This window comes from Stenotrophomonas sp. YJH_SMC_119 (assembly GCF_059368315.1).
Map to the genome: position 1 here is coordinate 100591 of NZ_JCAFRP010000009.1, position 23208 is coordinate 123798.

General features: G+C 69.3%; 20 protein-coding genes. 12 read left to right on the forward strand and 8 right to left on the reverse strand.

The window, feature by feature from the left end; genetic code table 11:
- Positions 1 to 20 precede the first annotated feature (20 nt).
- The 7 genes from AC5P6S_RS14705 to AC5P6S_RS14735 are packed head-to-tail and all read left to right on the forward strand — an operon-like array spanning position 21 to position 9051.
- Positions 21 to 1355 carry a TldD/PmbA family protein gene (locus AC5P6S_RS14705; RefSeq protein WP_005407529.1) on the forward strand — a complete coding sequence of 445 codons (1335 nt, stop codon included), beginning with the start codon at positions 21 to 23 and terminating at the stop codon, positions 1353 to 1355.
- Positions 1355 to 2062 (forward strand): DUF4159 domain-containing protein, encoded by a 708-nt coding sequence (locus AC5P6S_RS14710; RefSeq protein WP_005411842.1) that lies wholly within the window; start codon positions 1355 to 1357, stop codon positions 2060 to 2062. Before AC5P6S_RS14705 ends, AC5P6S_RS14710 begins: the two co-directional genes overlap by 1 nt.
- Positions 2063 to 2078: 16 nt before the next feature.
- Positions 2079 to 3062: an AAA family ATPase gene (locus AC5P6S_RS14715; protein ID WP_065183489.1), complete on the forward strand. Its 984-nt coding sequence runs from the start codon at positions 2079 to 2081 to the stop codon at positions 3060 to 3062.
- A 7-nt stretch (positions 3063 to 3069) separates the two neighbouring features.
- Positions 3070 to 3966 (forward strand): DUF58 domain-containing protein, encoded by an 897-nt coding sequence (locus AC5P6S_RS14720; RefSeq protein ID WP_495204650.1) that lies wholly within the window; start codon positions 3070 to 3072, stop codon positions 3964 to 3966.
- Positions 3963 to 5084 carry a BatA domain-containing protein gene (locus AC5P6S_RS14725; protein ID WP_495204651.1) on the forward strand — a complete coding sequence of 374 codons (1122 nt, stop codon included), beginning with the start codon at positions 3963 to 3965 and terminating at the stop codon, positions 5082 to 5084. Before AC5P6S_RS14720 ends, AC5P6S_RS14725 begins: the two co-directional genes overlap by 4 nt.
- Complete coding sequence (locus AC5P6S_RS14730) at positions 5081 to 7246, forward strand: hypothetical protein (protein WP_495204652.1); 2166 nt, start codon at positions 5081 to 5083, stop codon at positions 7244 to 7246. Before AC5P6S_RS14725 ends, AC5P6S_RS14730 begins: the two co-directional genes overlap by 4 nt.
- A complete protein-coding gene (locus AC5P6S_RS14735) occupies positions 7243 to 9051 on the forward strand; it encodes a hypothetical protein (protein ID WP_414498361.1) in 1809 nt (602 codons plus the stop codon). The genes AC5P6S_RS14730 and AC5P6S_RS14735 overlap by 4 nt, the downstream gene beginning before the upstream one ends.
- Positions 9052 to 9110: 59 nt before the next feature.
- Here AC5P6S_RS14735 and AC5P6S_RS14740 read toward each other — a convergent pair whose 3' ends face one another.
- Complete coding sequence (locus AC5P6S_RS14740) at positions 9111 to 9785, reverse strand: hypothetical protein (RefSeq protein WP_414498362.1); 675 nt, start codon at positions 9783 to 9785, stop codon at positions 9111 to 9113.
- A gap of 40 nt (positions 9786 to 9825) precedes the next feature.
- Positions 9826 to 10344 carry a hypothetical protein gene (locus AC5P6S_RS14745; RefSeq protein ID WP_062606887.1) on the reverse strand — a complete coding sequence of 173 codons (519 nt, stop codon included), beginning with the start codon at positions 10342 to 10344 and terminating at the stop codon, positions 9826 to 9828.
- A 211-nt stretch (positions 10345 to 10555) separates the two neighbouring features.
- On the opposite strand from AC5P6S_RS14745, the gene AC5P6S_RS14750 reads away from it, so the two are divergent.
- The 3 genes from AC5P6S_RS14750 to AC5P6S_RS14760 all read left to right on the forward strand — a co-directional run bounded on the left by AC5P6S_RS14750 (position 10556) and on the right by AC5P6S_RS14760 (position 14445).
- Positions 10556 to 13045, forward strand: coding sequence for a DEAD/DEAH box helicase (locus AC5P6S_RS14750; protein WP_414498363.1), 2490 nt, complete (start codon positions 10556 to 10558; stop codon positions 13043 to 13045).
- Positions 13042 to 14064 (forward strand): ribonuclease H-like domain-containing protein, encoded by a 1023-nt coding sequence (locus AC5P6S_RS14755; RefSeq protein ID WP_060380950.1) that lies wholly within the window; start codon positions 13042 to 13044, stop codon positions 14062 to 14064. Before AC5P6S_RS14750 ends, AC5P6S_RS14755 begins: the two co-directional genes overlap by 4 nt.
- A gap of 66 nt (positions 14065 to 14130) precedes the next feature.
- Positions 14131 to 14445 (forward strand): I78 family peptidase inhibitor, encoded by a 315-nt coding sequence (locus AC5P6S_RS14760; RefSeq protein ID WP_012478704.1) that lies wholly within the window; start codon positions 14131 to 14133, stop codon positions 14443 to 14445.
- Between the two features lie 66 nt (positions 14446 to 14511).
- Here AC5P6S_RS14760 and AC5P6S_RS14765 read toward each other — a convergent pair whose 3' ends face one another.
- Both AC5P6S_RS14765 and AC5P6S_RS14770 read right to left on the reverse strand, forming a co-directional pair.
- Positions 14512 to 16509 carry a M56 family metallopeptidase gene (locus AC5P6S_RS14765; protein ID WP_012478703.1) on the reverse strand — a complete coding sequence of 666 codons (1998 nt, stop codon included), beginning with the start codon at positions 16507 to 16509 and terminating at the stop codon, positions 14512 to 14514.
- Between the two features lie 3 nt (positions 16510 to 16512).
- Positions 16513 to 16899: a BlaI/MecI/CopY family transcriptional regulator gene (locus tag AC5P6S_RS14770; RefSeq protein ID WP_005407516.1), complete on the reverse strand. Its 387-nt coding sequence runs from the start codon at positions 16897 to 16899 to the stop codon at positions 16513 to 16515.
- Positions 16900 to 17090: 191 nt separating this feature from the next.
- Here AC5P6S_RS14770 and AC5P6S_RS14775 point away from each other — a divergent pair, with 191 nt between their 5' ends.
- Positions 17091 to 18188, forward strand: a complete 1098-nt coding sequence (locus AC5P6S_RS14775; RefSeq protein ID WP_049395484.1) for a serine hydrolase domain-containing protein — start codon at positions 17091 to 17093, stop codon at positions 18186 to 18188.
- Here the strand turns inward: AC5P6S_RS14775 and AC5P6S_RS14780 are convergent.
- The 3 genes from AC5P6S_RS14780 to AC5P6S_RS14790 form a co-directional block, all read right to left on the reverse strand.
- Positions 18147 to 18788: a hypothetical protein gene (locus AC5P6S_RS14780; protein ID WP_231110288.1), complete on the reverse strand. Its 642-nt coding sequence runs from the start codon at positions 18786 to 18788 to the stop codon at positions 18147 to 18149. The two genes, AC5P6S_RS14775 and AC5P6S_RS14780, sit on opposite strands and share 42 nt — an antisense overlap.
- A gap of 174 nt (positions 18789 to 18962) precedes the next feature.
- Complete coding sequence (locus AC5P6S_RS14785; RefSeq protein WP_060380427.1) at positions 18963 to 20378, reverse strand: XVIPCD domain-containing protein; 1416 nt, start codon at positions 20376 to 20378, stop codon at positions 18963 to 18965.
- 123 nt (positions 20379 to 20501) lie between these two features.
- Complete coding sequence (locus tag AC5P6S_RS14790) at positions 20502 to 21620, reverse strand: SDR family oxidoreductase (RefSeq protein ID WP_005411829.1); 1119 nt, start codon at positions 21618 to 21620, stop codon at positions 20502 to 20504.
- Positions 21621 to 21835: 215 nt separating this feature from the next.
- On the opposite strand from AC5P6S_RS14790, the gene AC5P6S_RS14795 reads away from it, so the two are divergent.
- Positions 21836 to 22144, forward strand: a complete 309-nt coding sequence (locus AC5P6S_RS14795; RefSeq protein WP_005407511.1) for a putative periplasmic lipoprotein — start codon at positions 21836 to 21838, stop codon at positions 22142 to 22144.
- Here the strand turns inward: AC5P6S_RS14795 and AC5P6S_RS14800 are convergent.
- Positions 22122 to 23177 carry a DNA topoisomerase IB gene (locus tag AC5P6S_RS14800; RefSeq protein ID WP_005407510.1) on the reverse strand — a complete coding sequence of 352 codons (1056 nt, stop codon included), beginning with the start codon at positions 23175 to 23177 and terminating at the stop codon, positions 22122 to 22124. The two genes, AC5P6S_RS14795 and AC5P6S_RS14800, sit on opposite strands and share 23 nt — an antisense overlap.
- Positions 23178 to 23208: the final 31 nt, after the last annotated feature.

Sequence of the window (23208 nt, forward strand, 5' to 3'; positions counted from 1 at the left end):
CGGTCAGGAGCCCTTACACCATGAGTATCTTCACCGAAGCCCAGGCCAAGGCCATCCTCGACAAGGTCATCGCCCTGTCCAAGGCCGACGAATGCACCGCCGTGCTGGCCGGCGCGATCGACGGCAACATCCGTTTCGCACTGAACAATGTCTCCACCAGCGGCATCGTCGACAACACCGAACTGGCGGTCACCGTTGCCTTCGGCAAGCGCGTCGGCACGGCCTCGATCAACGAGTTCGACGATGCCGCGCTGGAACGCGTGGTGCGCCGTGCCGAAGACCTGGCCCGCCTGGCCCCGGAGAACCCGGAGTTCATGCCGGCCATCGGCAAGCAGACCTACCGCGCCAGCCCCACCTTCAGCGAATCCACTGCCGCGATCGATCCGGCTTTCCGTGCCAAGGTTGCCGCAGATTCAATCGCGCCGTGCCGTGGCCATGGCCTGATCGCCGCCGGCTTCCTCGAAGACGGCCAGGGCTTCCAGGCCACCGCCAACAGCAACGGCAACTTCGCCTACCAGCGCACCACCAACTTCAATTACACCTGCACCGTGCGCACCGAGGATGGCCGTGGTTCGGGCTGGGTCGGCCGCAACCTGAAGGATGCGGCTGACTTCAAGGCGGACCAGGACATCCGCATCGCCATGCGCAAGGCCACCGAATCGGCCGAAGCCAAAGCGCTGGAACCGGGCAAGTACACGGTGATCCTGGAGCCAGCTGCGGCGGCCGGCCTGATCAGCTTCATGATGAACTTCTTCAGCGCACGCTCGGCCGATGAAGGCCGCAGCTTCCTGTCCAAGAAGGGCGGCGGCAACAAGCTGGGCGAGCAGGTCTACGACCCGCGCGTGACCATGATCGCCGACCCGTGGCACCCGGACGCACCGGTGCTGCCCTGGGACAACGAGGGCCTGCCCCGCGAGCGCATGGCCATCATCGAGAACGGCAGGATCGCCAACCTGGACTACTCGCGCTTCTGGGCGCAGAAGCAGGGCAAGACCGCCAAGGCGTCGCCGGGCAACCTGCTGATGAGCGGTGGCGACAAGAGCACCGCCGAACTGGTTCGCGGCACCCAGAAGGGCATCCTGGTCACCCGCACCTGGTACATCCGCATGGTCGATCCGCAGACCGTGCTGCTGACCGGCCTGACCCGCGACGGCACCTTCTACATCGAGAACGGCCAGATCAAGCATCCGGTGAAGAACTTCCGCTTCAACGAATCGCCGGTGATCATGCTCAACAACATCGAAGAGCTGGGCAAGCCGGTGCGCGTGGCCGGTGATGAATCCAGCTACGTGATGATGATCCCGCCGATGAAGCTGCGCGATTTCACCTTCACTTCGCTGTCCGACGCGGTCTGATGGATCGCCGGGCCTGCCTGCGCTGGTTGGCCGCTGCCGCTTCGGCGGCGGCGCTGCCAGCCTGGGCACAGGCAGGCCCGCGCAGTTCGCGCTACGACTTCTGGTTCACCCGCCTTCAGTACGACTCCGGTGACTGGGATGTGGACGCGCGCATGCCGTCCAACCTGATCACCTCGCTGATCGACTACACCTCGCTGCGCGTGGACCCGCAGGAACACGTGGTGGCGCTGGCCGACCCACGCATGCTGGAAGCGCCGTTCTGCTACCTGGCCGGGCACACGCTGGTGGAGTTCAACGCCGCCGAGCGGCAGAACTTCGTGCGCTACGTGCGCAATGGCGGCTTCGTCTTCGTCGACGACTGCAACCACGATATCGACGGCCTGTTCGCTACCTCGTTCGAGGCGCAGATGGGTCGCCTGTTCGGGCCCAGGGCATTGCAGAAGCTGCCCAACAGCCACCCGCTGTACCGCAGTTTCTTCCGCTTCCCGGATGGCCCGCCTGCCACCAGCTTCGAACTCAACGGCTGGGGCGACGACCTGGTGCACGACTACCTGAAGGGCATCGAGGTCGACGGCCGCCTGGGCCTGCTGTACAGCAACAAGGACTACGGCTGCGAGTGGGACTACGACTGGCGCAACAAGCGCTTCCTGGCCGAAGACAACACCCGCTTCGGCGTCAACATCGTGATGTACGCGTTGAACAACTGATAGGACCTGCACGCCCATGACCTCCCCCGACCTCGATTCCCTGCTGCCGCGCCTGGATGAGCTGCGCGCCGCGCTCGCACGCGCAGTGGTGGGCCAGAACACCGTGGTCGAGCAGCTGCTGACCGGCCTGCTGGCCGGCGGCCACTGCCTGCTGGAAGGCGCACCCGGGCTCGGCAAGACCCTTCTGGTGCGCTCGCTCGGCCAGGCACTGGAGCTGCAGTTCCGGCGCGTGCAGTTCACCCCCGACCTGATGCCCAGCGACATCCTCGGCACCGAGCTGCTGGAGGAAGACCACGGCACCGGCCATCGCCACTTCCGCTTCCAGCAGGGCCCGATCTTCACCCACCTGCTGCTGGCTGACGAACTCAACCGCACCCCACCCAAGACCCAGGCCGCACTGCTGGAAGCGATGCAGGAACGCACGGTCAGCTACGCTGGTACCACCTACGCGCTGCCCGCGCCGTTCTTCGTGCTGGCCACGCAGAACCCGATCGAGCAGGCCGGAACCTACCCGCTGCCGGAAGCGCAGCTGGACCGCTTCCTGCTGCACGTGCTGGTGGATTACCCCAGCGAAGACGAGGAGCGGCAGATCCTGGAACAGACCACCGGCGGTGCCACCGACGCGGTGCCGAAGGTGATGGATGCCGACGCGGTGATCGCGCTGCAGGCCGCGGTGCGCCAGGTGCATGTCAGCCCGGATGTGCTCGCCTGGATCACCCGCCTGGTGCGCGCCAGCCGGCCCGGCGACGGTGCTCCGGCGGCGATCAACCAATGGGTGAAGTGGGGCGCCGGCCCGCGTGCCGGCCAGTCGCTGGTGCTGGCAGCGAAGGCACGCGCGCTGCTGCAGGGCCGTTTCGCCGCCACCCGCGAGGACGTGCAGGCGCTGGCCGCGCCGGTGATGCGCCATCGCCTGCTGCTGTCGTTCGCCGCCGAGGCCGAGCAGAAGCGTGCCGACGACGTGGTCGCCGCGCTGCTGCAGGCCGTGCCCTTCCCGGGTTGAGCCACGCGTGAACGCAGGTACGCCGTTGACCCTGCCGCCCGAACTGCGTGCGCGCCTGCGCATGTTGCGGCTGCGGCCGCGCCTGGCCAGCGGTGCCAGTGGCATCGGCCAGCACGCCAGCCGCAGCCGCGGTGCCGGCCTCGAATTCGCCCAGTACCGTGCCTATGAGCCTGGTGACGAACTCCGCCAGATCGACTGGAAGCTGTATGCACGCTCGGACCGCTTCTTCGTGCGCGAGTCCGAACGCGAAAGCCCGATCACGGTCTGGCTGCTGCTCGATGCCACCGCCTCGGCCGGCCAGGCGGATCGCGCGGCACCGCAGCACTCGCGTCTGGACCATATGCGCGGCGTGGCCGCGTGTCTGGTTGAGCTGGCCTTGCAGCAGGGTGACCGTTTCGGCCTGCTCGCAGTCAATGGCGATGGCCTGCAGCTGGTCCCCGCGGCGAACGGCGCACGCCAGCGTGATCGCGTGCATCTGCAACTGCATGCCCTGCAGGCGCGCGGCGCCTGGCCTGCGGCCGATCGCCTTCGGCCGCTGTGGGAGCGCGTGCGCCCGGGCGACCTGCTGCTGGCAATCGGTGATGGCTTCGACGACGCCGGCATCGTGGTGCTGGAACAACTGGCCAGCGCGCGCCGCGAAGTGGCACTGCTGCAGATCCTCACCGCCGACGAGCGCGACTTCCCATTCGACGTCGGCCACCGCTTCCGCGACCCGGAGACCGGCGAGGAACTGCTGGGCGATGGTGCGGCGATCCGCGCTGACTACCTGCAGCGCTTCGCCGACGCACGCAGCGCATTGCATGCGCGCCTGCAGGCCAACGGGATTGCCAGTGCCACCGGCTGGCTGGACCAGCCGCTGGACCAGGCGCTGCAGGCGCTGTTTGGCCGTGGGGGCGATGCATGACCCTGCTGTTCCCGCTCGGCCTGGCCGCGCTCGCCGCAGGGTTGCTGCCGCTGCTGATCCACCTGGCCCGCCGCCATCCCTACACGCCACTGGATTTCGCCGCGCTGCGCTGGCTGCGCGCGCAGATCCGGCCGCGCCAGCGCATCCGCTTCGATGACTGGCCGTTGCTGCTGGTGCGCCTGCTGTTGCTGGCCGCGCTGGCCCTGCTGCTGGCACGACCTGCGTTGACTGGCCCGACGGCGCCTCCCGCTGCATGGACCGTGGTAGCGCCGGGACTGGATGCTACGGCCCTGCGTGGAACGGCCGAGGATGGCAACTGGCACTGGCTGGCACCCGGCTTCCCCGCCATTGATCAGGCACCCCCTGCAGCCACCGCCTCCCTGCCCAGCCTGCTGCGCGAACTGGACGCGCAGCTGCCCGTTGGCACCGCATTGACCGTGCACGTTCCCGATCCCCTGCCCGGCCTGGATGGTGCCCGCCTGCAGCTGTCGCGCGACGTGCAATGGCACACGCAGCCGATACCGGTCACTGCGCAACCGAGTGCCGCGACGTCGCCGCGCCTGCGCGCGCACAGCGATGCTTCGGCCACTGCCCAGCGCTGGTTGAACGCACTGCAGCGCGCGTGGGGCGTGCAGGCACCGCTTGCTCCGCCGCCGGCGGATGCCCTGCCGGAGCGCGGCGAGATCGGCGTGTGGAGCCGCAGCGATGCACTGCCGGCGAACTGGCAGGCGTGGCTGCGCGGCGGCGGTCGTGTCATGACTGCCGGCAAGCCTGCTGCCAGCGCCAGCATCCTGCTGCGCGATGCCGAGGGCGCACCGCTGCTGTGGCAGCAACGCATCGGCCACGGCTATCTGCTGGCGCTGCCGGGTGGCTGGAATGCCGCCAGCAACCCTGCGCTGCGCGATCCGCGCCTGCCACGTGCCCTGCTGCTGGCGCTGCAGGCGCCTACGGCCCCGCGCCTGGGCGATGCACGTGACCAGGCACCGCAGCGGACCGCATTGCCTGCTGCAACACCACCGCTGCGTGAGCCCACGCCTTGGCTGTTGCTGGCCGTCGTGCTGCTGTTCGCGCTGGAACGCTGGATGGCCAGCAGCGCCCGGCGCAGGGTGGCCGCATGAACACCCTGCAGCACGCCTGGCAACGCGCACGCCGCCGCCGTGCGCTCATCACCCTGCTGTTGGGCCTGCCATGGGCGCTGGCCGCCACGGTGCTGGCCCTGCGTCTTGCAGGCTTCGATATCGCCTGCGTCGTCGGCACGGTCAGTCTGCTCGCGTGTGCGGCCTTCGCCACTGCGCGTGCCCGCCAGCTGGACCGGCAGTGGCTGCAGCGCCAGCTCGATGGCAGCGGTGCCAGCGAGGACAGTGCAGATCTGCTGTTCGCCGATGCCGCCACGCTCAATCCGCTGCAGCAGCGCCAGCGCACGCATGTGCTGGCCATGCTGGAATGCGCGATGCCGGAGCTGCGTCCACGCTGGCCGCGTGGGGCATTGGCGCTGTGCTGGATCGCAGGCCTGGCCATTGTTGTGCTGGCATTCGGCTGGCCACGTTCCAGCCCCGGCTCCGTGCCTGTCCGCACGCCGGCGCCTGGCAGCACGGCTGCCGCGGGCCCACTGCACCTGCAGTCCACCCGCATGCGCATCGACGCGCCGGCCTATACCGGCCAGGCCACGCTCACCCAGAACGCACTGGATGCCAAGGTCGCCGCCGACAGCCGGCTGTCGTGGTCGTTGCGCTTCGATCGCGCACCGGACAAGGCATGGCTGCAGTTCCACGATGGTCGCCGGTTGCCACTGAGCGAGCGCGAAGGACAATGGCAGGCGCAGGATGTGGCACGTATGCCGCTGCTGTACCGCGTGGTGAGCGAACCGGCACTGGCAGAGACCCGCCTGCATCGGCTGGATGTGGTGGCCGACCGTGCACCCAGCGTGCGCGTACTGGAGCCCACGGCCAGCCTGGTGCTGGGCACGCCGGGGCAACGGCAGTGGGCACTGCGCTTCGAGGCCAGCGACGATTACGGTGTCGCGGCGCAGGCAACGCTGTCGATCACCACTACCCAGGGCAGCGGTGAGAACATCACCTTCGTGAAGCGCAGCGTCACGCTTGCCGGCAGCGGCGAAGCCACCGCGCGGCGTTTCGCCCACACCCTTGATCTGGCTGCGCTGGGCGCGCAGCCTGGCAACGATGTGATCGCCCAGCTGGAGGTACGCGACAATCATGCACCCACGCCGCAGACCGGGCGCAGCAGCAGCGTGATCCTGCGCCTGCCCAGCGCCGAAGTCGCGCTCGGTGCAGAGCTCGAGGGCCGCATCAAGAAGACCCTGCCTGCGTACTTCCGCAGCCAGCGGCAGATCATCATCGATGCCGAAGCGCTGATCCGGCAGCGACCCAGCCTGGCCGCCGAGGACTTCGTGAAGCGCAGCGATGCGATCGGTGTCGACCAGCGCATCCTGCGCCTGCGCTACGGCCAGTTCCTGGGCGAGGAAAGCGAAGGTGCGCCGAAGCCGCCGCCGACCAGCGACCTGCCCACCAGCGATGCGCCGACCGCAGACGGCCACAACGACGATCACGAACACGACCATGGCGCGCAGGCCGGCGCGCAAGACGACCATGGCCACGATCATGGCAGTACAGCCAACGCAGATATCCCGCCGGTGTTCGGCAGCGAGACCGACGTGCTTTCCGAATACGGGCACACCCATGACCACGCCGAGGCGACCACCCTGCTCGATCCGCAGACCCGCGCCACGTTGAAGGCCGCGCTGGATCAGATGTGGTCGGCCGAAGGCGAGCTGCGCCAGGGCCGCCCGGAGCAGGCGCTGCCATTTGCCTACAAGGCGCTGGGCTTCATCAAGCAGGTGCAGCAGGCCGAGCGCATCTACCTGGCCCGGGTCGGGCCGGAGCTGCCACCCATCGATGAAAGCCGCCGGCTGGGCGGTGATCGCGCCGGACTGGCCAGTCGTGAACTGCCGTTGGCCGCGCGAACCCCGCCGGACCCGGCCATCGTTGAAGCCTGGCAACGCCTCGGTGATGACAACGGCGCACCGGATCTCGATGCGCTGGCGGCCTGGCAGCAGCGCAACGCCGCCTACCTGCCCGATGCACTCGATCTGGCTGCGGCCATCGAGCAGCTGCGCATCGAGCCCGACTGCGGCGACTGCCGCCAGCGCCTGCGCGCACAGTTGTGGCGGGCGCTGCAGCGTCCGCTGCCACAGGCGATGCGGCGCAGTGCCGCCGATGCGATGGGCCAGCGCTACCTCGACGCGCTGGAGGCGCAGCCATGAACGCCTCCGCTGTGAACCTGTGGATTGCACCGGCACTCGCTCTGATCGTGGTCATCGCCAGCGTGCGCCAGCCGCGTGCGGACACTGCGCACCCCGGCCGCCGGTGGGTCGTGATCGCACTGCAGATCATCGTCGCCACGCTGCTGTATTTCTGCCTGGCGCCCCCCACCCGCCAGCAACCCGCAGGCGGGCTGGTCGTGCTTGGCGTCGATGCGGGCAAGGCCGGCGCACTCCCGGCCAGCGAAGGCCCGCTGTTGCTGTTGCCGGAAGCTGCCGATGTGCCCGGCGCACAGCGCGTACCCGACCTGGCCACCGCGCTGCGCCAGCATCCGGCCGCCACGCTGACGCTGGTCGGTGCGGGCCTGGTCGCACGTGACCGCGACGCGGTGCTGCCGCCGGATGTGCGTTGGCAGGCTGCACCGGAGCCGCGCGGCTGGATCGCGCTGCAGCCGCCGGCCGATGTCGCACCCGGTGCCCGCTTCGACGTGCAGGCACAGGCGCGTGGCGCGGCCAAGGCGAAGGCCGAACTGCTCGACCCGGCCGACAGCGTGGTCGATCGCACGGACGTTGCCGACGACGGCCGCGTGCAGCTGAGTGGTGTCGCCCGCGCCGAAGGCCGCAGCGTGTTCCAGCTGCGCCTGCTCGATGCCGACGGCCATGTGGTGGACAGCGTACCGGTGCCGCAGCAGACCCTGCCGTCCGCACCGCTGCGCCTGCTGGTGCGCGCCGGCGCGCCGGGTCCAGAGCTGAAGTACCTGCGGCGCTGGGCAGCCGATGCAGGCATCCGTGTGCAGGTGCAGGCGGATACCGGGGCCGGACTCAGCATCGGCGATGGCGCGGTGTCGATCGATGCAGCATCGCTCACGCGCAGCGATCTGTTGCTGCTGGACGAGCGCAGCCTGGCGGCATTGAGTGCGGGCCAGCTGGCCGCCGTGCGCCAGGCGCTGCGCGATGGACTTGGCGTGCTGGTGCGCAGTGCGGGCGCACCTTCGGCCAGCGCGCGGCAACGCCTTCGCGATCTGGGCCTGCCAGTGCAGGGTGATGGCAGCAGCCACCCCCTCGAACTTCCAGGCGATGGCGAAAGCGCGGTCCTCGCCGCACGCCGTGGCCCGCTCGCCGCTGACACATTGCCGACCGGCTACGGCGAAGAGGCCGACCGCAGCTCGCACAGTGCCGCGCTGCCTTCGCTGGAAGCACTGGCGTTGCAGGCGCCGGGCAGCAACGCGCTGCTGCACGATCGGGGCGGCCAGGCCGTCGGCGGCTGGCGCGCGGTCGGCAGGGGCCGCATCGGCCTGCTGCCGCTGACCGACAGCTGGCGCTGGGTGCTGGCAGGCCGCGATGACCGCCACGGCGAACTGTGGAGCGACGTGGTTGCCACGCTGGCACGCGCGCAGGGCAGCGGTGATGCGCTGTGGTCACCACAGCCCATCAGCTGGGCAGGCGAGCGGCAGGCGCTGTGCGGCGTGCAGGCGCCGCTGCAGGCCTTCAACCTGCGTGGCGACAGCGTGGCGCTGATCGCCGATGGTGCAACGTCGGCGCTGCGCTGCGCCGGCTGGTGGCCCCGTGAGGCAGGCTGGCAGCGCCTGCAGCATGGCGACAGTATCGTCTGGCGCTATGTGTTCGACCCAAAGGACGCCGCTGCACTGCATCGGCAGGCGATGATCGATGCGACCACGCAGGCGTTGGCCTCCAGCACGTCGGCGAACGCGTCGGTGATGCGGCCCGTGCCGGGCTCACGCTGGCCGTGGTGGCTGGCGTTCGTGTTGTGCGCATCGCTGCTGTGGTGGCTGGAACGGCGGCGCTGACCCGGGGTCGGATCCCTTTCGCCCGCGAAAGGGCTCTGACCCCCTCCGTCAGGCGTTCTTCAACGCGAGCCCGCGCGCCGGTACACGCCGTTGAAGCGCACGTTCATGCCACCGCATTCGCTGTTGTCGGCCACGATCAGCACCTCGCCCAGCGAATGCACGCGTACCTTGCAGGTGTCCTCGACGAACTCGACGTCGGCACCGCGCGGCGCGGCGCGCGCTTCCACCTGGCCCATGTTCGGTCCGTAGGGACGCTGCTCCGGCGTGGGGTTGGCGGAGGGCCAGTAGGCGTCCCCCTCCACATGCAGTTGCCCACCCTGCACGGTGATGCGCAGGCCGTTGTCGCCATCCTTCCAGTCGCCCGACCAGTCCTGCAGCGTTGGCACAACCACCGGCAATGGCTGCAGCTTGCTGCGGTCCACCCAGCCGGCACTGCCACCCACCCTGTTCGGGAAGAACGCGCAGCGATAAGCGCCCAGGTCGCGCCCGGTCACCACCGTATCGCCGTTGACCACATAGCTGCGCTGTCGGCAGGCCGGTTCGCCCTTGGCCGGGCAGCCGTCCATGTCGCCAAGCAGGTACAGGCGCGGTGCATCGACCACCCGCGCCAGTGCGAACCGGCTCTGTTCGGACGGGAACGCGCCATTGCGGCAGGCGCCGTCATCGGCGATGCCGGAAGCGAAGGCGGAGGCCGGCAGCAACGCGGCCAGCAGGCAGATCGAACGCAGGAACATGGCAGCACTATTGGTGGGGAAGCCGGCAGGATATACCGGGCTACTTCACCGGCGGCGCGTCGCCAGCATTCTGTTCCTGGGAGAACAGCAGCGCGCGCCGCTGCTGTTCCGCACTGAGTTCCGGCGGCGGCCGCGCCACGGCGGCCTGGATCTGCGAAGGTCCACCCGTGAGCTTGTTCACGCCCTTGGCCGCCGCCATCACACCCTTGACCACGCCCATCATGATGTAGCCGCCGCCCATGCTCACCTGCTCCGGCGATGGCGGTTCGCTCCAGTCACGGCTGAAGCGGTTGTCGCCGAACTTCACCGGGTTCTTGAAGCGGTAGAGATCCAGCGGCTCGTCTTCCGGCTTGAGCGCACGCACTTCGCCGAGGGTGGTGACGTTGTCCTGCGGCAGAGCGGTGGAGATCGGTGCGGTGGTTGCCGCCGAAGCATCCACCGGGGGAACGGGCGCAGGATCGGGCACCGCCACCGGCGTGGCCTGCTGCGCCTGCGCGATGCCGGCCAGCAGCATGCCGGCCAGGAGGGCTCCCTGCGTTCCACGTCGTGCCACAGCCATCCACCTGTTGGTTGCGTCCAGCGCCCAAGGATACGGATGCCGGCTTCAGATTTCGTTGCTGCACTGGCAGCTGTTCAGCCAGGGGAGATGCGGCGACGCCACGGGACGTGGGCACTGAACGGTTCACGCCCTCCGTGTGCGGTGTCTCACATCCTGAGACGTGAGTGTGGTGCCATGTGACCCCTCGCAATCCGTCCCGGCTCCATCTTCCATGGCCTACGAACTCGCCAAGCGCACCGCCGATGCCGAGCAGAAGCTCGCCACGCGCGACGGCCTGCCCGCCCGCGACGGCGCCCTGCTCAGCGCGCGCCTGCAGCGCCGCTACCAGGACCGCATCACCGGCAGCTTTGCCATTCCCCGCCGCGAAGGCCGCTATGCGCCCATTCCCGATTCAGTTCCGCCTGCCCTGGCCGCTGCGCTGAAGGCGCGTGGCATCGAACAGCTCTACAGCCACCAGGCCGAAGCCTGGGAGGCCAGCCAGCGCGGCGAGCACGTGGCCATCGTCACCCCCACCGCCAGCGGCAAGTCGCTGTGCTACACCCTGCCGGTGGTCAGCGCGGCAATGCAGGACAAGGCCAAGGCGCTGTACCTGTTCCCGACCAAGGCACTGGCCCAGGACCAGGTGGCCGAGCTGCTGGAACTCAACCGCGCCGGCGATCTGGGCGTAAAGGCCTTCACCTTCGATGGCGACACGCCCGGCGATGCACGACAGGCCATCCGCCTGCATGGCGACATCGTGGTGTCCAACCCGGACATGCTGCACCAGGCCATCCTGCCGCATCACACCAAGTGGGCGCAGTTCTTCGAGAACCTGCGCTACATCGTCATCGACGAGGTACACACCTACCGCGGCGTGTTCGGCAGCCACGTCACCAACGTGCTGCGCCGGCTCAAGCGCATCTGCGCGTTCTACGGCGTGCAACCGCAGTTCATCCTGTGCTCGGCCACCATCGGCAACCCACAGGCGCATGCCGAGGCGCTGATCGAGGCCCCGGTGACTGCCATCACTGAATCCGGTGCGCCCAGCGGGCCGAAACAGGTGCTGTTGTGGAACCCGCCGGTGATCAATCCGGACCTGGGCCTGCGCGCCTCGGCGCGCTCACAGAGCAACCGCATCGCGCGCATCGCGATCAAGTCCGGGCTGAAGACCCTGGTGTTCGCGCAGACACGTTTGATGGTGGAAGTGCTGACCAAGTACCTGAAGGACATCTTCGACCACGACCCGCGCAAACCGCCGCGCATCCGCGCCTACCGCGGTGGCTACCTGCCCACCGAGCGGCGCGAGACCGAGCGCGCGATGCGTGCCGGCAACATCGACGGCATCGTCAGCACGTCGGCGCTGGAACTGGGCGTGGATATCGGCAGCCTGGACGTGGTCATCCTCAACGGCTACCCCGGCAGCGTGGCCGCCACCTGGCAGCGCTTCGGCCGCGCCGGCCGCCGCCAGCAACCCGCACTGGGAGTGATGGTGGCCAGCTCGCAGCCGCTGGACCAGTACGTGGTTCGCCACCCGGACTTCTTCGCCGAGGCCTCGCCCGAGCACGCGCGCATCGCGCCGGACCAGCCGCTGATCCTGTTCGACCATATCCGCTGCGCGGCCTTCGAGCTGCCGTTCCGGGTCGGCGATGGCTTCGGCCCGATCGATCCGGAGGTGTTCCTGGAAGCGCTGGCAGAGACAGAAGTGATCCACCGCGAAGGCGAGCGCTGGGAATGGATCGCCGACAGCTATCCGGCCAACGCGGTCAGCCTGCGTGCGGTGGCCGACGGCAACTTCGTGGTGGTCGACCGCAGCGATGGCCGCCAGCAGATCATCGCCGAGGTCGATTATTCCGCCGCCGCGCTCACCCTGTACGAGGGCGCCATCCACATGGTGCAGTCCACCCCGTACCAGGTGGAGACGCTGGACTGGGAGGGGCGCAAGGCCTACGTCACCCGCACCCACGTGGACTACTACACCGACAGCATCGACTTCACCAAGCTCAAGGTGCTGGACCGTTTCGATGGCGGCGTGGCCGGCCGTGGCGATTCGCATCATGGCGAAGTGCACGTGGTGCGCCGCGTGGCCGGCTACAAGAAGATCCGGTATTACACCCACGAGAACATCGGCTACGGACCGGTGAACCTGCCCGACCAGGAACTGCACACCACTGCGGTGTGGTGGCAGCTGCCGCAGGCGCTGCTGCTGCGCGCGTTCGCCAGCAAGCAGGATGCGCTGGATGGCTTCCTCGGCGCCGCGTATGCACTGCACATCGTCGCCACCGTGGCGGTGATGGCCGATGCGCGCGACCTGCAGAAGTCGGTGGGCAACGGCGATGGTTCCTGGTTCGCGATCGCCGACCAGAGCGGCCGCGGCCAGCTGCGCGGCAGCGAGGGCGATCCCGGTGGGGTGGAGCTGCTGCAGGAGTTCGTGCCCACCGTTTACCTGTACGACAACTTCCCCGGCGGCGTCGGCCTCAGCGAACCGCTGTGGCAGCGCCAGGCCGAACTGGTGCAGCGCGCGCGCGAACTGGTGCAGCGCTGCGACTGCAGGGCCGGCTGCCCGGCCTGCGTGGGCCCGGTGCTGGCCGCGCAGGAAGACGATGAGACTTCGCCGCGCGCGCTGGCGCTGCGCGTGCTCGACCTGTTCGATGCCGACGCCTGCCAGCACGTGCCCGACGTGGTGGTGACCACGCGCGACCCGATGGAGCTGCTGGCACCGTGAGCCTGAGCCTGGACAAGCTGCGCCTGCTGCGCAGGCAGGCCGGCGACACGAAGGCGAGCACACCGGCCGCGCCGGACGTGCCCCCTGCGCCACCGGCACCCGTGGCCGCGAACGATGCGCGGCAACCACCGGCCGAACGTTCGGTGTTCGCCTGGGTCGAACAGGAGATCCGCCACAAGCCGACCGGCGCTGCGGTCTCCACACCGGCACCCGCACCGCTGCGTCGGCCGGAAGTGGGCGGTCTGCATCGCCTGCTCGGCCTGCGTTCGCGCGGTGGAGCCGCGCCGGCACGCGCCAGTGCACAGGATCGTCAGTTGCCCGGCGAGGAGATCGCGCCGGGCCTGTTCCTGATCGAATCGCTGCAGCCGCAACCAATCCCGACCGCCCCGCTGTCATTGGCCTTCGCCAAGCGCGAGGACCAGCATGTAGCTGCGCGCGACCTGCTGTTCTTCGATACCGAGACCACCGGCTTGGCCGGTGGCACCGGTACGCGTGCCTTCATGATCGGCGCGGCCGACTGGCACGTGTGCCCGCAACGTGGCGAAGGCCTGCGCATCCGCCAGCTGCTGATGTCCACCATGGCTGCGGAAGAAGCGATGCTGGCCACCTTCGCCAGTTGGCTGCAGCCCTCCACCGTGTTCTGCAGCTACAACGGCCGCAGCTACGATGCGCCGCTGCTGAAGGCGCGCTACCGGCTGGCGCGCCAACGCGATCCGATCACCGCGCTGGACCATGTGGACCTGCTCTACCCCACCCGTCGCCGCTATCGCGGCACCTGGGAGAACTGCAGGCTGTCCACCATCGAGCGCCAGCTGCTGCGCGTGGTGCGCGAGGACGACCTGCCCGGCTCGGAAGCGCCGGGCGCATGGCTGCGCTTCCTGCGCGGCGGCGACGCGGTGAACCTGCGCCGGGTGGCCGACCACAACCATCAGGACGTGGTGACCCTGGCCCTGCTGCTGCAACGGCTGGTGCACGAGGAGCAGCGCGAGCGCGAGACGCTGGCGCTGGTCGGTCAATAGGCCTTGACGCGGCCTGACGGTGGCAGCGGTGACACTGCCGCCACCATCCACGCCTGGAGCCCGACGATGCGCCTCAATCCCCTGGTCCTGCTCGCCATCCTGCCCTTGGCCGCCTGCAGTCATGCCGGCAGCAGCACCTCCCACGATCCCGCGCCAGCGCCCGTGGCCGATGCCGCGCACGAATGCAAACCGGAGGCGCTGGACGCCTTCACCGGCAGGACCGCCGACGAAGCCACGATCAAGAAACTGGTGGCTGACAGCGGTGCGCGCAATGCACGGGTGGTCAAGCCGGGCATGGCGGTGACCATGGACTTCCGCCAGGACCGCGTGACCGTGCAGGTGGATGCGCAGAACCGCATCGAGCGCGCCAGCTGCGGTTGATGTTCCCAGGGTAGTGCCGGCGCTGGCCGGCCCCCCCCATTGCCGGCCAGCGGCCGGCACTACCGATCAGAGTCGCTCGGCCTTGCCACTGGCCAGTGCGCGCGCGATCACCTGCTGCGCCTGCTGCGATGCCTGCGCATGCACGCGTGCCTGGCGCTCGCCCAACGCGGCCTGTTGGCTGCCCAGCGTCGTTTGGCGGCTGGCCAGTTCAGACTGCTGGCTGGCCAGGCGCTGCATGGCGCGGGTGCGGCTGGCACGCGCGGTTTCGTTGTCCACTTCCTGCATCGCACGACGCGCCTCGGCGGCAGCCTCACGTGCGGCCTCACGTGCAACCGCCGCGTCGTTGGTCGCGCCCCGCGCCGCCTTCGCCGCTTCGGCCGCCGCTTCGCGGTTGATGTCATGCGCGGCCATCGCACTGCGCGCGGCCTCCGCTGCGGCCAGTGCCAGGCGGCGCGCCTCTTCACCCTGCAGACGCCCCATCTCACCCATCTGCTTGCCCAGGTCGCCCTGCTGGCGGCCCAGCGCACTCTGCTGGCGGCCCAGTTCGCTCTGCTGGCGACCAAGGTCCGCCGCACCGGCATAGGCGCGCTGCAGCGACTGGATCAACATCGGGTCGCGCACCACATAGCGCTTGTCGCCCTGGCGGAACCACAGCGCCGGGCCCTTGCCGAGCTGCCTGCGGGCCACCATCACGTCGTCCATGCCGCCGTTGGCGAAGGTCGAATCACCATCGACCAGCACGAAGGCCTCCCGGGGCGACTTGCCCAGATCGAGGCGACCGTAGGTCGTGATGGAGGAGGTGGTGGTCGTGCCGTCATGGTCCTCATCCATGCCAGCGGCATCGTCGACATCGGCCACATCGGCCACATCGGCATCGTCGGGACCGGAGGGTTCTTCCATATCGGCCGGTTCTGCGGGCGGTGCGGGAGCCACCGGCTCGGCCGGAACGCGCGCGGCCGAGGCTGGTGCGGGCGGGGCTTCCGGAGCCTTCGGCGGGGGCGGCACCACGGCCGTCGGGGCGGCCGGAGGTGCGGGCGGGGCCGGCGGCACCGGCGCTGCGACCAGCCGCATCGGCGCCACGCCCACCACCACCACCACAGCGGTCAGCGCCACCGCCAGCAGACGCGGGCAGGACCGGTGCGACTGCAGCGAAAGCAGGCGACGCTTGAGGCTGGTGGTGCTCGGTGCGGCGCTGGCCACGCCCAGATGCGGCTGCGGGGCCACGCCCAGCTGCAGCAACAGGCGGCCATAGGCCTGGCGGCTGGCGCCATGTTGGCCGACCACCGCCGCATCCACGGCTTCCTCGCGGGCCTGCGCGTATTCGCGCACCGACAGGCGCAGCAGCGGGTGGAAGAAGAACAGGTGCTGGGCCAGCGCGGGCAGCAGGCCCCATTGCAGGTCACGGCGCTGCAGGTGCTGCAGTTCGTGGGTCAGTGCCAGGTCCAGCGCATCGCCCTGCAGGACGTTGTCGCCGGCCGGCAGCAGCAGCACCGGGCGGAACGGCCCGACCAGCTGCGGTGCGTCCACCTGCATGCTCATCCACAGTCGCGGCGCACGGCGCACGCCGTGGGCATCGGAGGCCAGCTGCAGGGCCTGCACCAGCGCCTCGTCCTCGCAGGGATACGCCGCAGCCAGCAGTGCGCGGCAGCGGCGCCACTCACCGAAGGTGCGCAGCGCCATCATCAGCACGCCGGACAGCCACAGCGCGGCCAGTGCGACCGCCCACCACGCAACTGCCGGTACTTCGGCCGCGGGCAGCGGCATCGCGGCCAGCAGCTGCGCCGAGGCCTCCGGGGCCAGCGGGTAGACGATGTCAGCGGCCACGTCGGTCGCGGTCATCGCCACCGCCTGCGGCGCCGGCAGCCAGGCCAACTGCAACGGCTGGCTCCAGAACAGGCCGAGCACGGCCTGCAGCGAGACCAGCCACCACAGGCGGCAGCGGGTCGCCGCCGACAGCGACGGCAGCGCGCGGCACAGGCCGTACACCAGCGCCACCAGCAGCACGGTCTGCAGGCTGGTCCAGCCCAACCGTTCCAGCATCGGAATCAGCATCGTGGTGTCCATGGCTCAGCCCTCGTGGCGACGCGATTGGAGTTGGGCGACCAGCGCTTCCAGCTCGGCCAGTTCGTTGTCGCTGACCTGCTGGCGCTGCGACAGGTAGGCCACGAACGGCGACACCGAGCCCTGCAGGGTGTTGTCGACGAACTGGGCCACGGCACCCTGCAGCACGCTCTGCGGGCCACGGGTGGCCTGGTAGCGGTAGACGCCGTCCTGCTGCCGGCGCTGAAGATACCCCTTCGCCCGCAGCCGCTCCATCATCGTCAGCACGGTGGAACGGGCCAGGCCGCGGGCCTCGCCGTAGCCACTGGCGACCTCGCCGACCGTGGCCGGCGCATGTTCATCGATGTACTGCAGCAGGGCCAGTTCCTGATCCCCGATGGTCTTGCCACGCATGACACCACTCCCTTGACTACACGTGTCGTCACTGTCAGCTTGACGACAGCTGTAGTCAACCCCCCGGAAGTCATGGGCCGACGAACGGTAGGCACCACCGAGCGCTTAAACCTTTGACCCGCCCGCTGCATCCGATCCGCAACGCCCCGCTGGAATTCCGCATGTCCCGCCCAATGCTCCGAGTCCTGCTCATGCTCATCAGTGCACTGCCCTTCGCCGCTGTCTCTGCCAGCCAGGACCAGGCCAACGACCAGACCCGCCGCCTGATCCGCCAGATCATGCTGGAGCAGCGCATCCCGGGATTGCAGATCGCGGTGGTCAAGGACGGGCAGACGGTGTTGTCCGAGGCCTACGGGCTGGCCAACGTGGAGAACGGTGTGCTTGCCTCGCGCGACACCCGTTTCCCGCTCAATTCGGCCACCAAGGCGTTCACCGGCGTGGCCACCGCGCAGCTGGCCCAGCAGGGGCAGCTGGATCTGGACGCACCGGCCTCGCGCTACCTGGATGACCTTCCGCCAGCGTGGAGAGACGTACGCATACACCAGCTGCTGGCGCATACCTCCGGCCTTCCCGACATCCTTGATGCGAAGGGACTGCTGGGCGGTGGCTCAGAAGCGCAGGCGTGGGCGGCCGTCACTGCGCAGCCGCTCGAAGCCGAACCCGGGCAGCGCTTCGCCTACAACCAGACCAACTACGTACTGCTGGCACGAATCATCGCGAAGCAATCCGGCATGCCCTACGAACGTTTCCTCGCCACCGGCCAGTTCAGCAGCGCGCGCATGGCCCGCACCACCTTCGGCGACAGCTACGACCTGATTCCCGATGCGGCGACGATGTACAGCCTGGCCCCGCGTGCCACCGACGCTGCGGATGCACCGTCCCGCCTGTCGCACTGGTTCTACGACATACCGCCTTCGCTGTGGGCCGGTGGCGGCATCCTCACCACCGCCGACGACACCGCGCGCTGGCTGGTCGCGCTGACCGAAGGCCGCCTGCTGCCGGAGACCGCCCTGCGGCGGATGTGGAGCGCGGAGCGCCTGGCGGATGGCCGTGCCGGCCCGTGGGCGGGGGGCTGGCCGGTACTGCGCGCATCGCCCGACCTTCAGGTGGCCGGTATCGGCGGTGCGCGCTCGGCGTTCGTGGTCTATCCCGAGCGCGGCGTGGCGGTGGTGGTGCTGACCAATCTTGTCGGTGCCAATCCGCAGCAGTTCATTCCACGCATTGCCGATTTCTATGCGCGCGATGCCTCAACGCCCAGTCACGAACGGGTCGCCCCTGCACGGCAGTAACGGGCTGTCATCGCAGGGCCATAGCCCGGCCGGCACGGTCCTGGCCACTTCGAAGTGATCCTGGTTCCAGCGCAGGAAACCGCCGTGGATGGCATTGCCATGGTCGAAGCTGCGCGCAGCGTCGGCCAATGGCTGCTCGGGGTCGGCTTCGGCCACCCAGCGCACCACCGGCACCTTGTCCAGCTGCCCGATGAAGGCGAACAGATCGCCCGCGCCCCTGTCCTGGTAAGCCGTCATCGTCGCCGTATCAGGCAGCTCGGCCTGCGCCAGCAACGACGCGGTGACATCCTGCAGCGGTGCGGCTCCCTGTGCGATGTAGGCGCGCATGCCCGTGGTGGTTGCTGGGCAGTCCTGCAGCTGCACGAGATACCCGGTGGTACCGCCATTGCTGGAGAACGAGCGCATCCAGTAGCGGAAACGCGGTCCGCTGCGATCGGTGACCATGAAATCCTGCTGGCCACCCTGCGCGGGAATGGAAAGCACCTGCGCATTGCCGGCACTCTCCACGTTGCACTTCAACTGCGCCAGCACCCGCCTGGCCGGTTCGGGCAGCGCAGCGTAGCGGCCGCCGGAATGGGCGCTGCCGGAAGCTTCCGGCAATGCAGGCAATCCGCGTTCAGTGGGTCCTGCCTGCGCAGGCAAGGTCTCCGGTTTCGCCTCAGGCTTCGCAGCAGGTGCGACCGGCACGGTGTGCTCCCCGGCGGGTGCGCATGCGCTGCACGCCAGCAGCAACACCCACGGCAAACCGGACATCAAGGGTAGACGGACCATCCTTCAACGTCCTCCCATCGCGGGTGCTTCGTGCTGCTGTGCCGGCGCGGGCACGGGTGCACCCTGTTCGCGCGCTTGCTGCTGCAGCTGGCGCAGGCTGGTTTCCACCGCAGTCTCGCGCACCTCGGCTGCGTTGACGCCTGCGCGCACGGCCGCCGGATCGCCCGGATTGCCCTGCACCAGGAACAGTGTCTCACCCGCAGCGCGGCCGCCACTGGGATTGCTGGCCACGATCTGGTCGACCCGGGTGATGCCTGCGGCCTTCGCTTCGCGCAGCAAGACCAGACTGTAGTCATCGGCATGCTCGGCGTAGCGCCCGCCCAAGGCCTGCAGGTGCGTGCTGATCTGCTGCTGCAGGGCATGGTCGCGATGCTGCGGCTGCCGGGGATCGTCATTGGCCGCGAGCGGCGTGTCCTGTCCCAGCCCGCGCGCCTGGCCCGGCGCAACCGAGGTCAGCACATACTGCCAGCGGTTCTGCCCGGGGGTGCCGCGTACCGTCGCCACGAAGTCGTCGTACTCACCGCCGCCGATGGTCTGGCAGCCCGCCGAATCGGTATTGGACCGGCTGCCACGATGGATCTTGAAGGTGTCGTTGAGGTGCTGCACGCCCTGGGTATCGCGCGCATCGAACCAGCCATCGCCATTGCTGTCGCGCTCCACCCGTCCAGCGCCGGCGGTGATCGCCGCCTGCGAAGGGCGCAACGCGAACTCATCGGGATGGCCGTTGCGCGGATGCGTGGTCGCGCGCATCTCGGTGGTGCCTTCGCCCAACCGTCCAAGATCCTTGACCCGGTCGCCATTGACGTCCTCGCCCTCGGTCTTGGTACGCGGCGCCACGTTGCCGAAGCCAGGGCTGCGTGGCGTGGTCTTGGCGTGTCCGTCGTACTGGGCGGTCGGTTCTGTCGTGGCCTGGTTGAACTCGCGCACATGGCCGTGGCCCTGCGCATCCTTCCACAGCACCACGATGCGGTCGTCGTAGACACCACGTCCTCGCGCCTCGGTGGTGCGGTTCTCGTCGCGCAGCCCCAGCACCACGCGATCCTGCGTGGCCATCGCATCGTTCGCCGCGGCGTTGCCGCGCTGGGCCACGATACTGCCATACACGTCGTACTGCTGGGCCTGGCTCAGGCCCGCAGTCTCCGCGGCGTCGGGCATGCGCGGTGGGCGCGTCGCGTCGCTCAGGCGATCCAGCATCGGCTTGACCGTGGCCGCGTCGGTGGCGGATACGCCACCGCTCCGTCGCAGCGCCTCAAGCTCGGTGGCGCCCCGCGCCGCGATGTAGCGATCCAGCGATTCCTGCACCACCGCACGCTGGCCGTTGTGCAGGGCCTCCAGGCGGGCGGCCGCGCCACGGGCATCGTTCTGCCGCAACAGGGCGACGACTTCATCGGCCGCTGCGCTGATATCCATCTCCGGCATGATCTTTCCCTGAACGTGATCGGTATGGGAGTCCAGCCTACCCCACCGCACCGGCGCAGCCGTTGACACACGCCACACACCTGCGCGAAGCCCCGTTCAGCAGACGCCACGCCGTAGTGCTGTTCACCCGCGTGGCCCGCCCATCACCGGCAGGATCACCCCGCTGATGTAACTGGCACAGGCCGGCGAGGCCAGGAACACGTAGGCCGGCGACAGTTCCTCGGGCTGTGCAGGCCGGCCCATGTCGCTGTCCTTGCCAAATTCCGCCACGTCCTGCGCCGGCTTGTCGGCCGGGTTGAGCGGCGTCCATACCGGCCCCGGCGCCACGCAGTTGACCCGGATGCCGCGCGGCAGCAGCTGGCTGGCCAGCGATTTGGTGAACGCGTGGATCGCACCCTTGGTCGCCGAGTAATCGATCAGCGCCTTGCTGCCGAAGATTCCCGTTTCCGAACCGGTGTTGATGATGCTGGCGCCCTCGCCCAGATGCGGCAGCACCGCGCGCGCCATCTGGATGTACCCGCCGATGTTGGTCTGCAGGGTCTCCTGCAGGTGCGCGTCTTCCAGGTCTTCCAGCCGCTCGCAGTGCAGCTGGAACGCGGCGTTGTTGACCAGGATATCGATGCCGCCGAACGCCTTGGCCACCTGCTTCACCGCTTTGTCGCAGAAGCGCGGATCGCGCACGTCACCGGCGATCACCACGCAGCGACCGCCTTCGCGCTCCACGTGCTGGCGGGTGATGTCCGCGTCCTCGGCCTCGTCCAGGTGCAGCACGGCCACGTCGGCACCTTCGCGTGCGAACAGCACCGCCACCGCGCGGCCGATGCCGGAATCGCCACCGGTGACGATCGCACGCATGCCCTGCAGTTTGCCGCTGCCGGTGTAGTCGGGTGCAAGGAAACGCGGCGCCAGCTCCAGTTCGTGTTCGTGCCCGGGCTTGGCCAGCTGCTGCGCCGGCATCGCCTCCGGCTGGCGTCGTGCTCCGGCCTGGGTCGCGGTCTTCTTTGTTGCCTTCTTGGTTGCCTTCTTGGCCGCGCGGGCGTCCTTGGCCTTCTCCTGGTCCTGCAGGCGCCGCTGCCGTGCCGCAACGCGGGCGGCGCGGGGATCGCTGGCGGCGGCCTTGCGGGTTGCAGTCTTCACCACGCGCGGGCGATCGGGGTCGGCGATGGTCCTGGTTGCAGTGCTGCCTTTGCGCACCTTGGGTGAGGCTTTGCGGCGGGCGGGGGTTTTCCTGGTGGTGGCCATGCAGGTCTCCTCGGGGGGAATGGGATTGCCGGCCAGCGGCCGGCACTACCGGGCGCATGCGCCGCAGTACCGGGGGCGGCATCCGCCGCTCCTGCAGTGTCTCCACCCCTGCTGTTGGCGGCAGTGAGCGCGCCGTGTCCATGATGTGCACGGCATTCATTCCGCCACCACGTGCGCCGTCGCACCCTGCACGCAATCACACAAGGAACGCCTCCATGAAACACGCCATCGCCACCGCCGCCGTCTGCTTTGCCCTCGCCGCCTGCAGCAGCACACCGGTGGCCCAGGTACAGCCGATCGACGGTGTGATTTCCGGCCAGTGCCACAGCGACAGGGTGCGCGGCGCACTTGGCCTGGCCGCGTCGGACGCCACCGTCGCACGCGCACGGGTGGACAGCGACAGCCTGCACGTACGGGTACTGCGCCACGACGGCCCGCGGGTGCCGCCGGCCAGCGAAGGCGGCGACCGCCTGACCATCGAAAAGGGACGCACCAACAACATCACCGCGATCTACTGCGGCTGAGCCGGCGCGCCCTGCGCAGCACGCGCAGGGTCGCCTGTTCCCACTGGCGCGGCCCACGCAGGCCGGCCAGCGTGGCCAGTTCGCCGCGCTCCCAGCCGGCGAACACGCAGGGGTCGATATAGGCCTTGCGGCACACCGCCGGGGTATTGCCCAACAGCGACGCCACTTCGCACACCACCGCGCGCTGCGCCTGCGCCAGCGCGCGCTGGCTGGCCGGTTCCGGCAGTTCGGTGGCGGCAAACGCCTGCACCGCCGCAACCGTCCCGCCCCAGGTGCGGAAATCCTTGGCAGTGAAGTCCTCGCCCATCACCTCGCGCAGGTAGTCGTTCACCGCGCCGGAGTCGACCGGCTGCAGCGCACCGTCGTCATCGCGGTACTGGAACAACGCCTGCCCCGGCAGCTGCTGCAGGCGCCGCACCAGCAGCCCCAGCCTGCGGTCGCCCACGGTGACCTCCTGCAGCTGCCCGGACTTGCCACGGAAGCGCATGCGCACGCGGCCACCGCGCAGCAGCTCCAGATGCCGGTTTCGCAGTGTGGTCAGTCCAAACGAACGGTTCTGCTGCGCATAGGTCTCATTGCCGACCCGCACCAGCGTGTCCGCCAACAGCGCGACCACCATGGCCAGCACCTTCTCCTTCGGGAAACCGGGGCGCTTGAGATCCCGCGACAGCCGCCGCCGCAGCGTAGGCAACGCCTCGCCAAAGGCGATGATGCGGTCGAACTTGCCGGCATCGCGCTCCCTGGCCCAATCGGGGTGGTAACGGTACTGCTTGCGACCGCGCGCATCACGACCGGTGGCCTGCAGGTGGCCGTTGGCATGGGCGCAGATCCACACCGCGGTGTAGGCCGGTGGGATCGCCAGTGCGCGGATGCGTTGCAGGGTGGTGGCGTCGCGTATCGCGTGGCCATCAGCATCGCGGTAGCTGAAGCCCTTGCCGGCGCGGCGCCGGCTGATGCCCGGCTGGGTGTCGTCGACATAGCGCAGGCCGGCCGCGCGCGCTGCCTGTCGTTCGGGGGTGGAGGGAGTTGGCATGCCGCCAGTGTCGCCGTCGCCATGCCGCGAT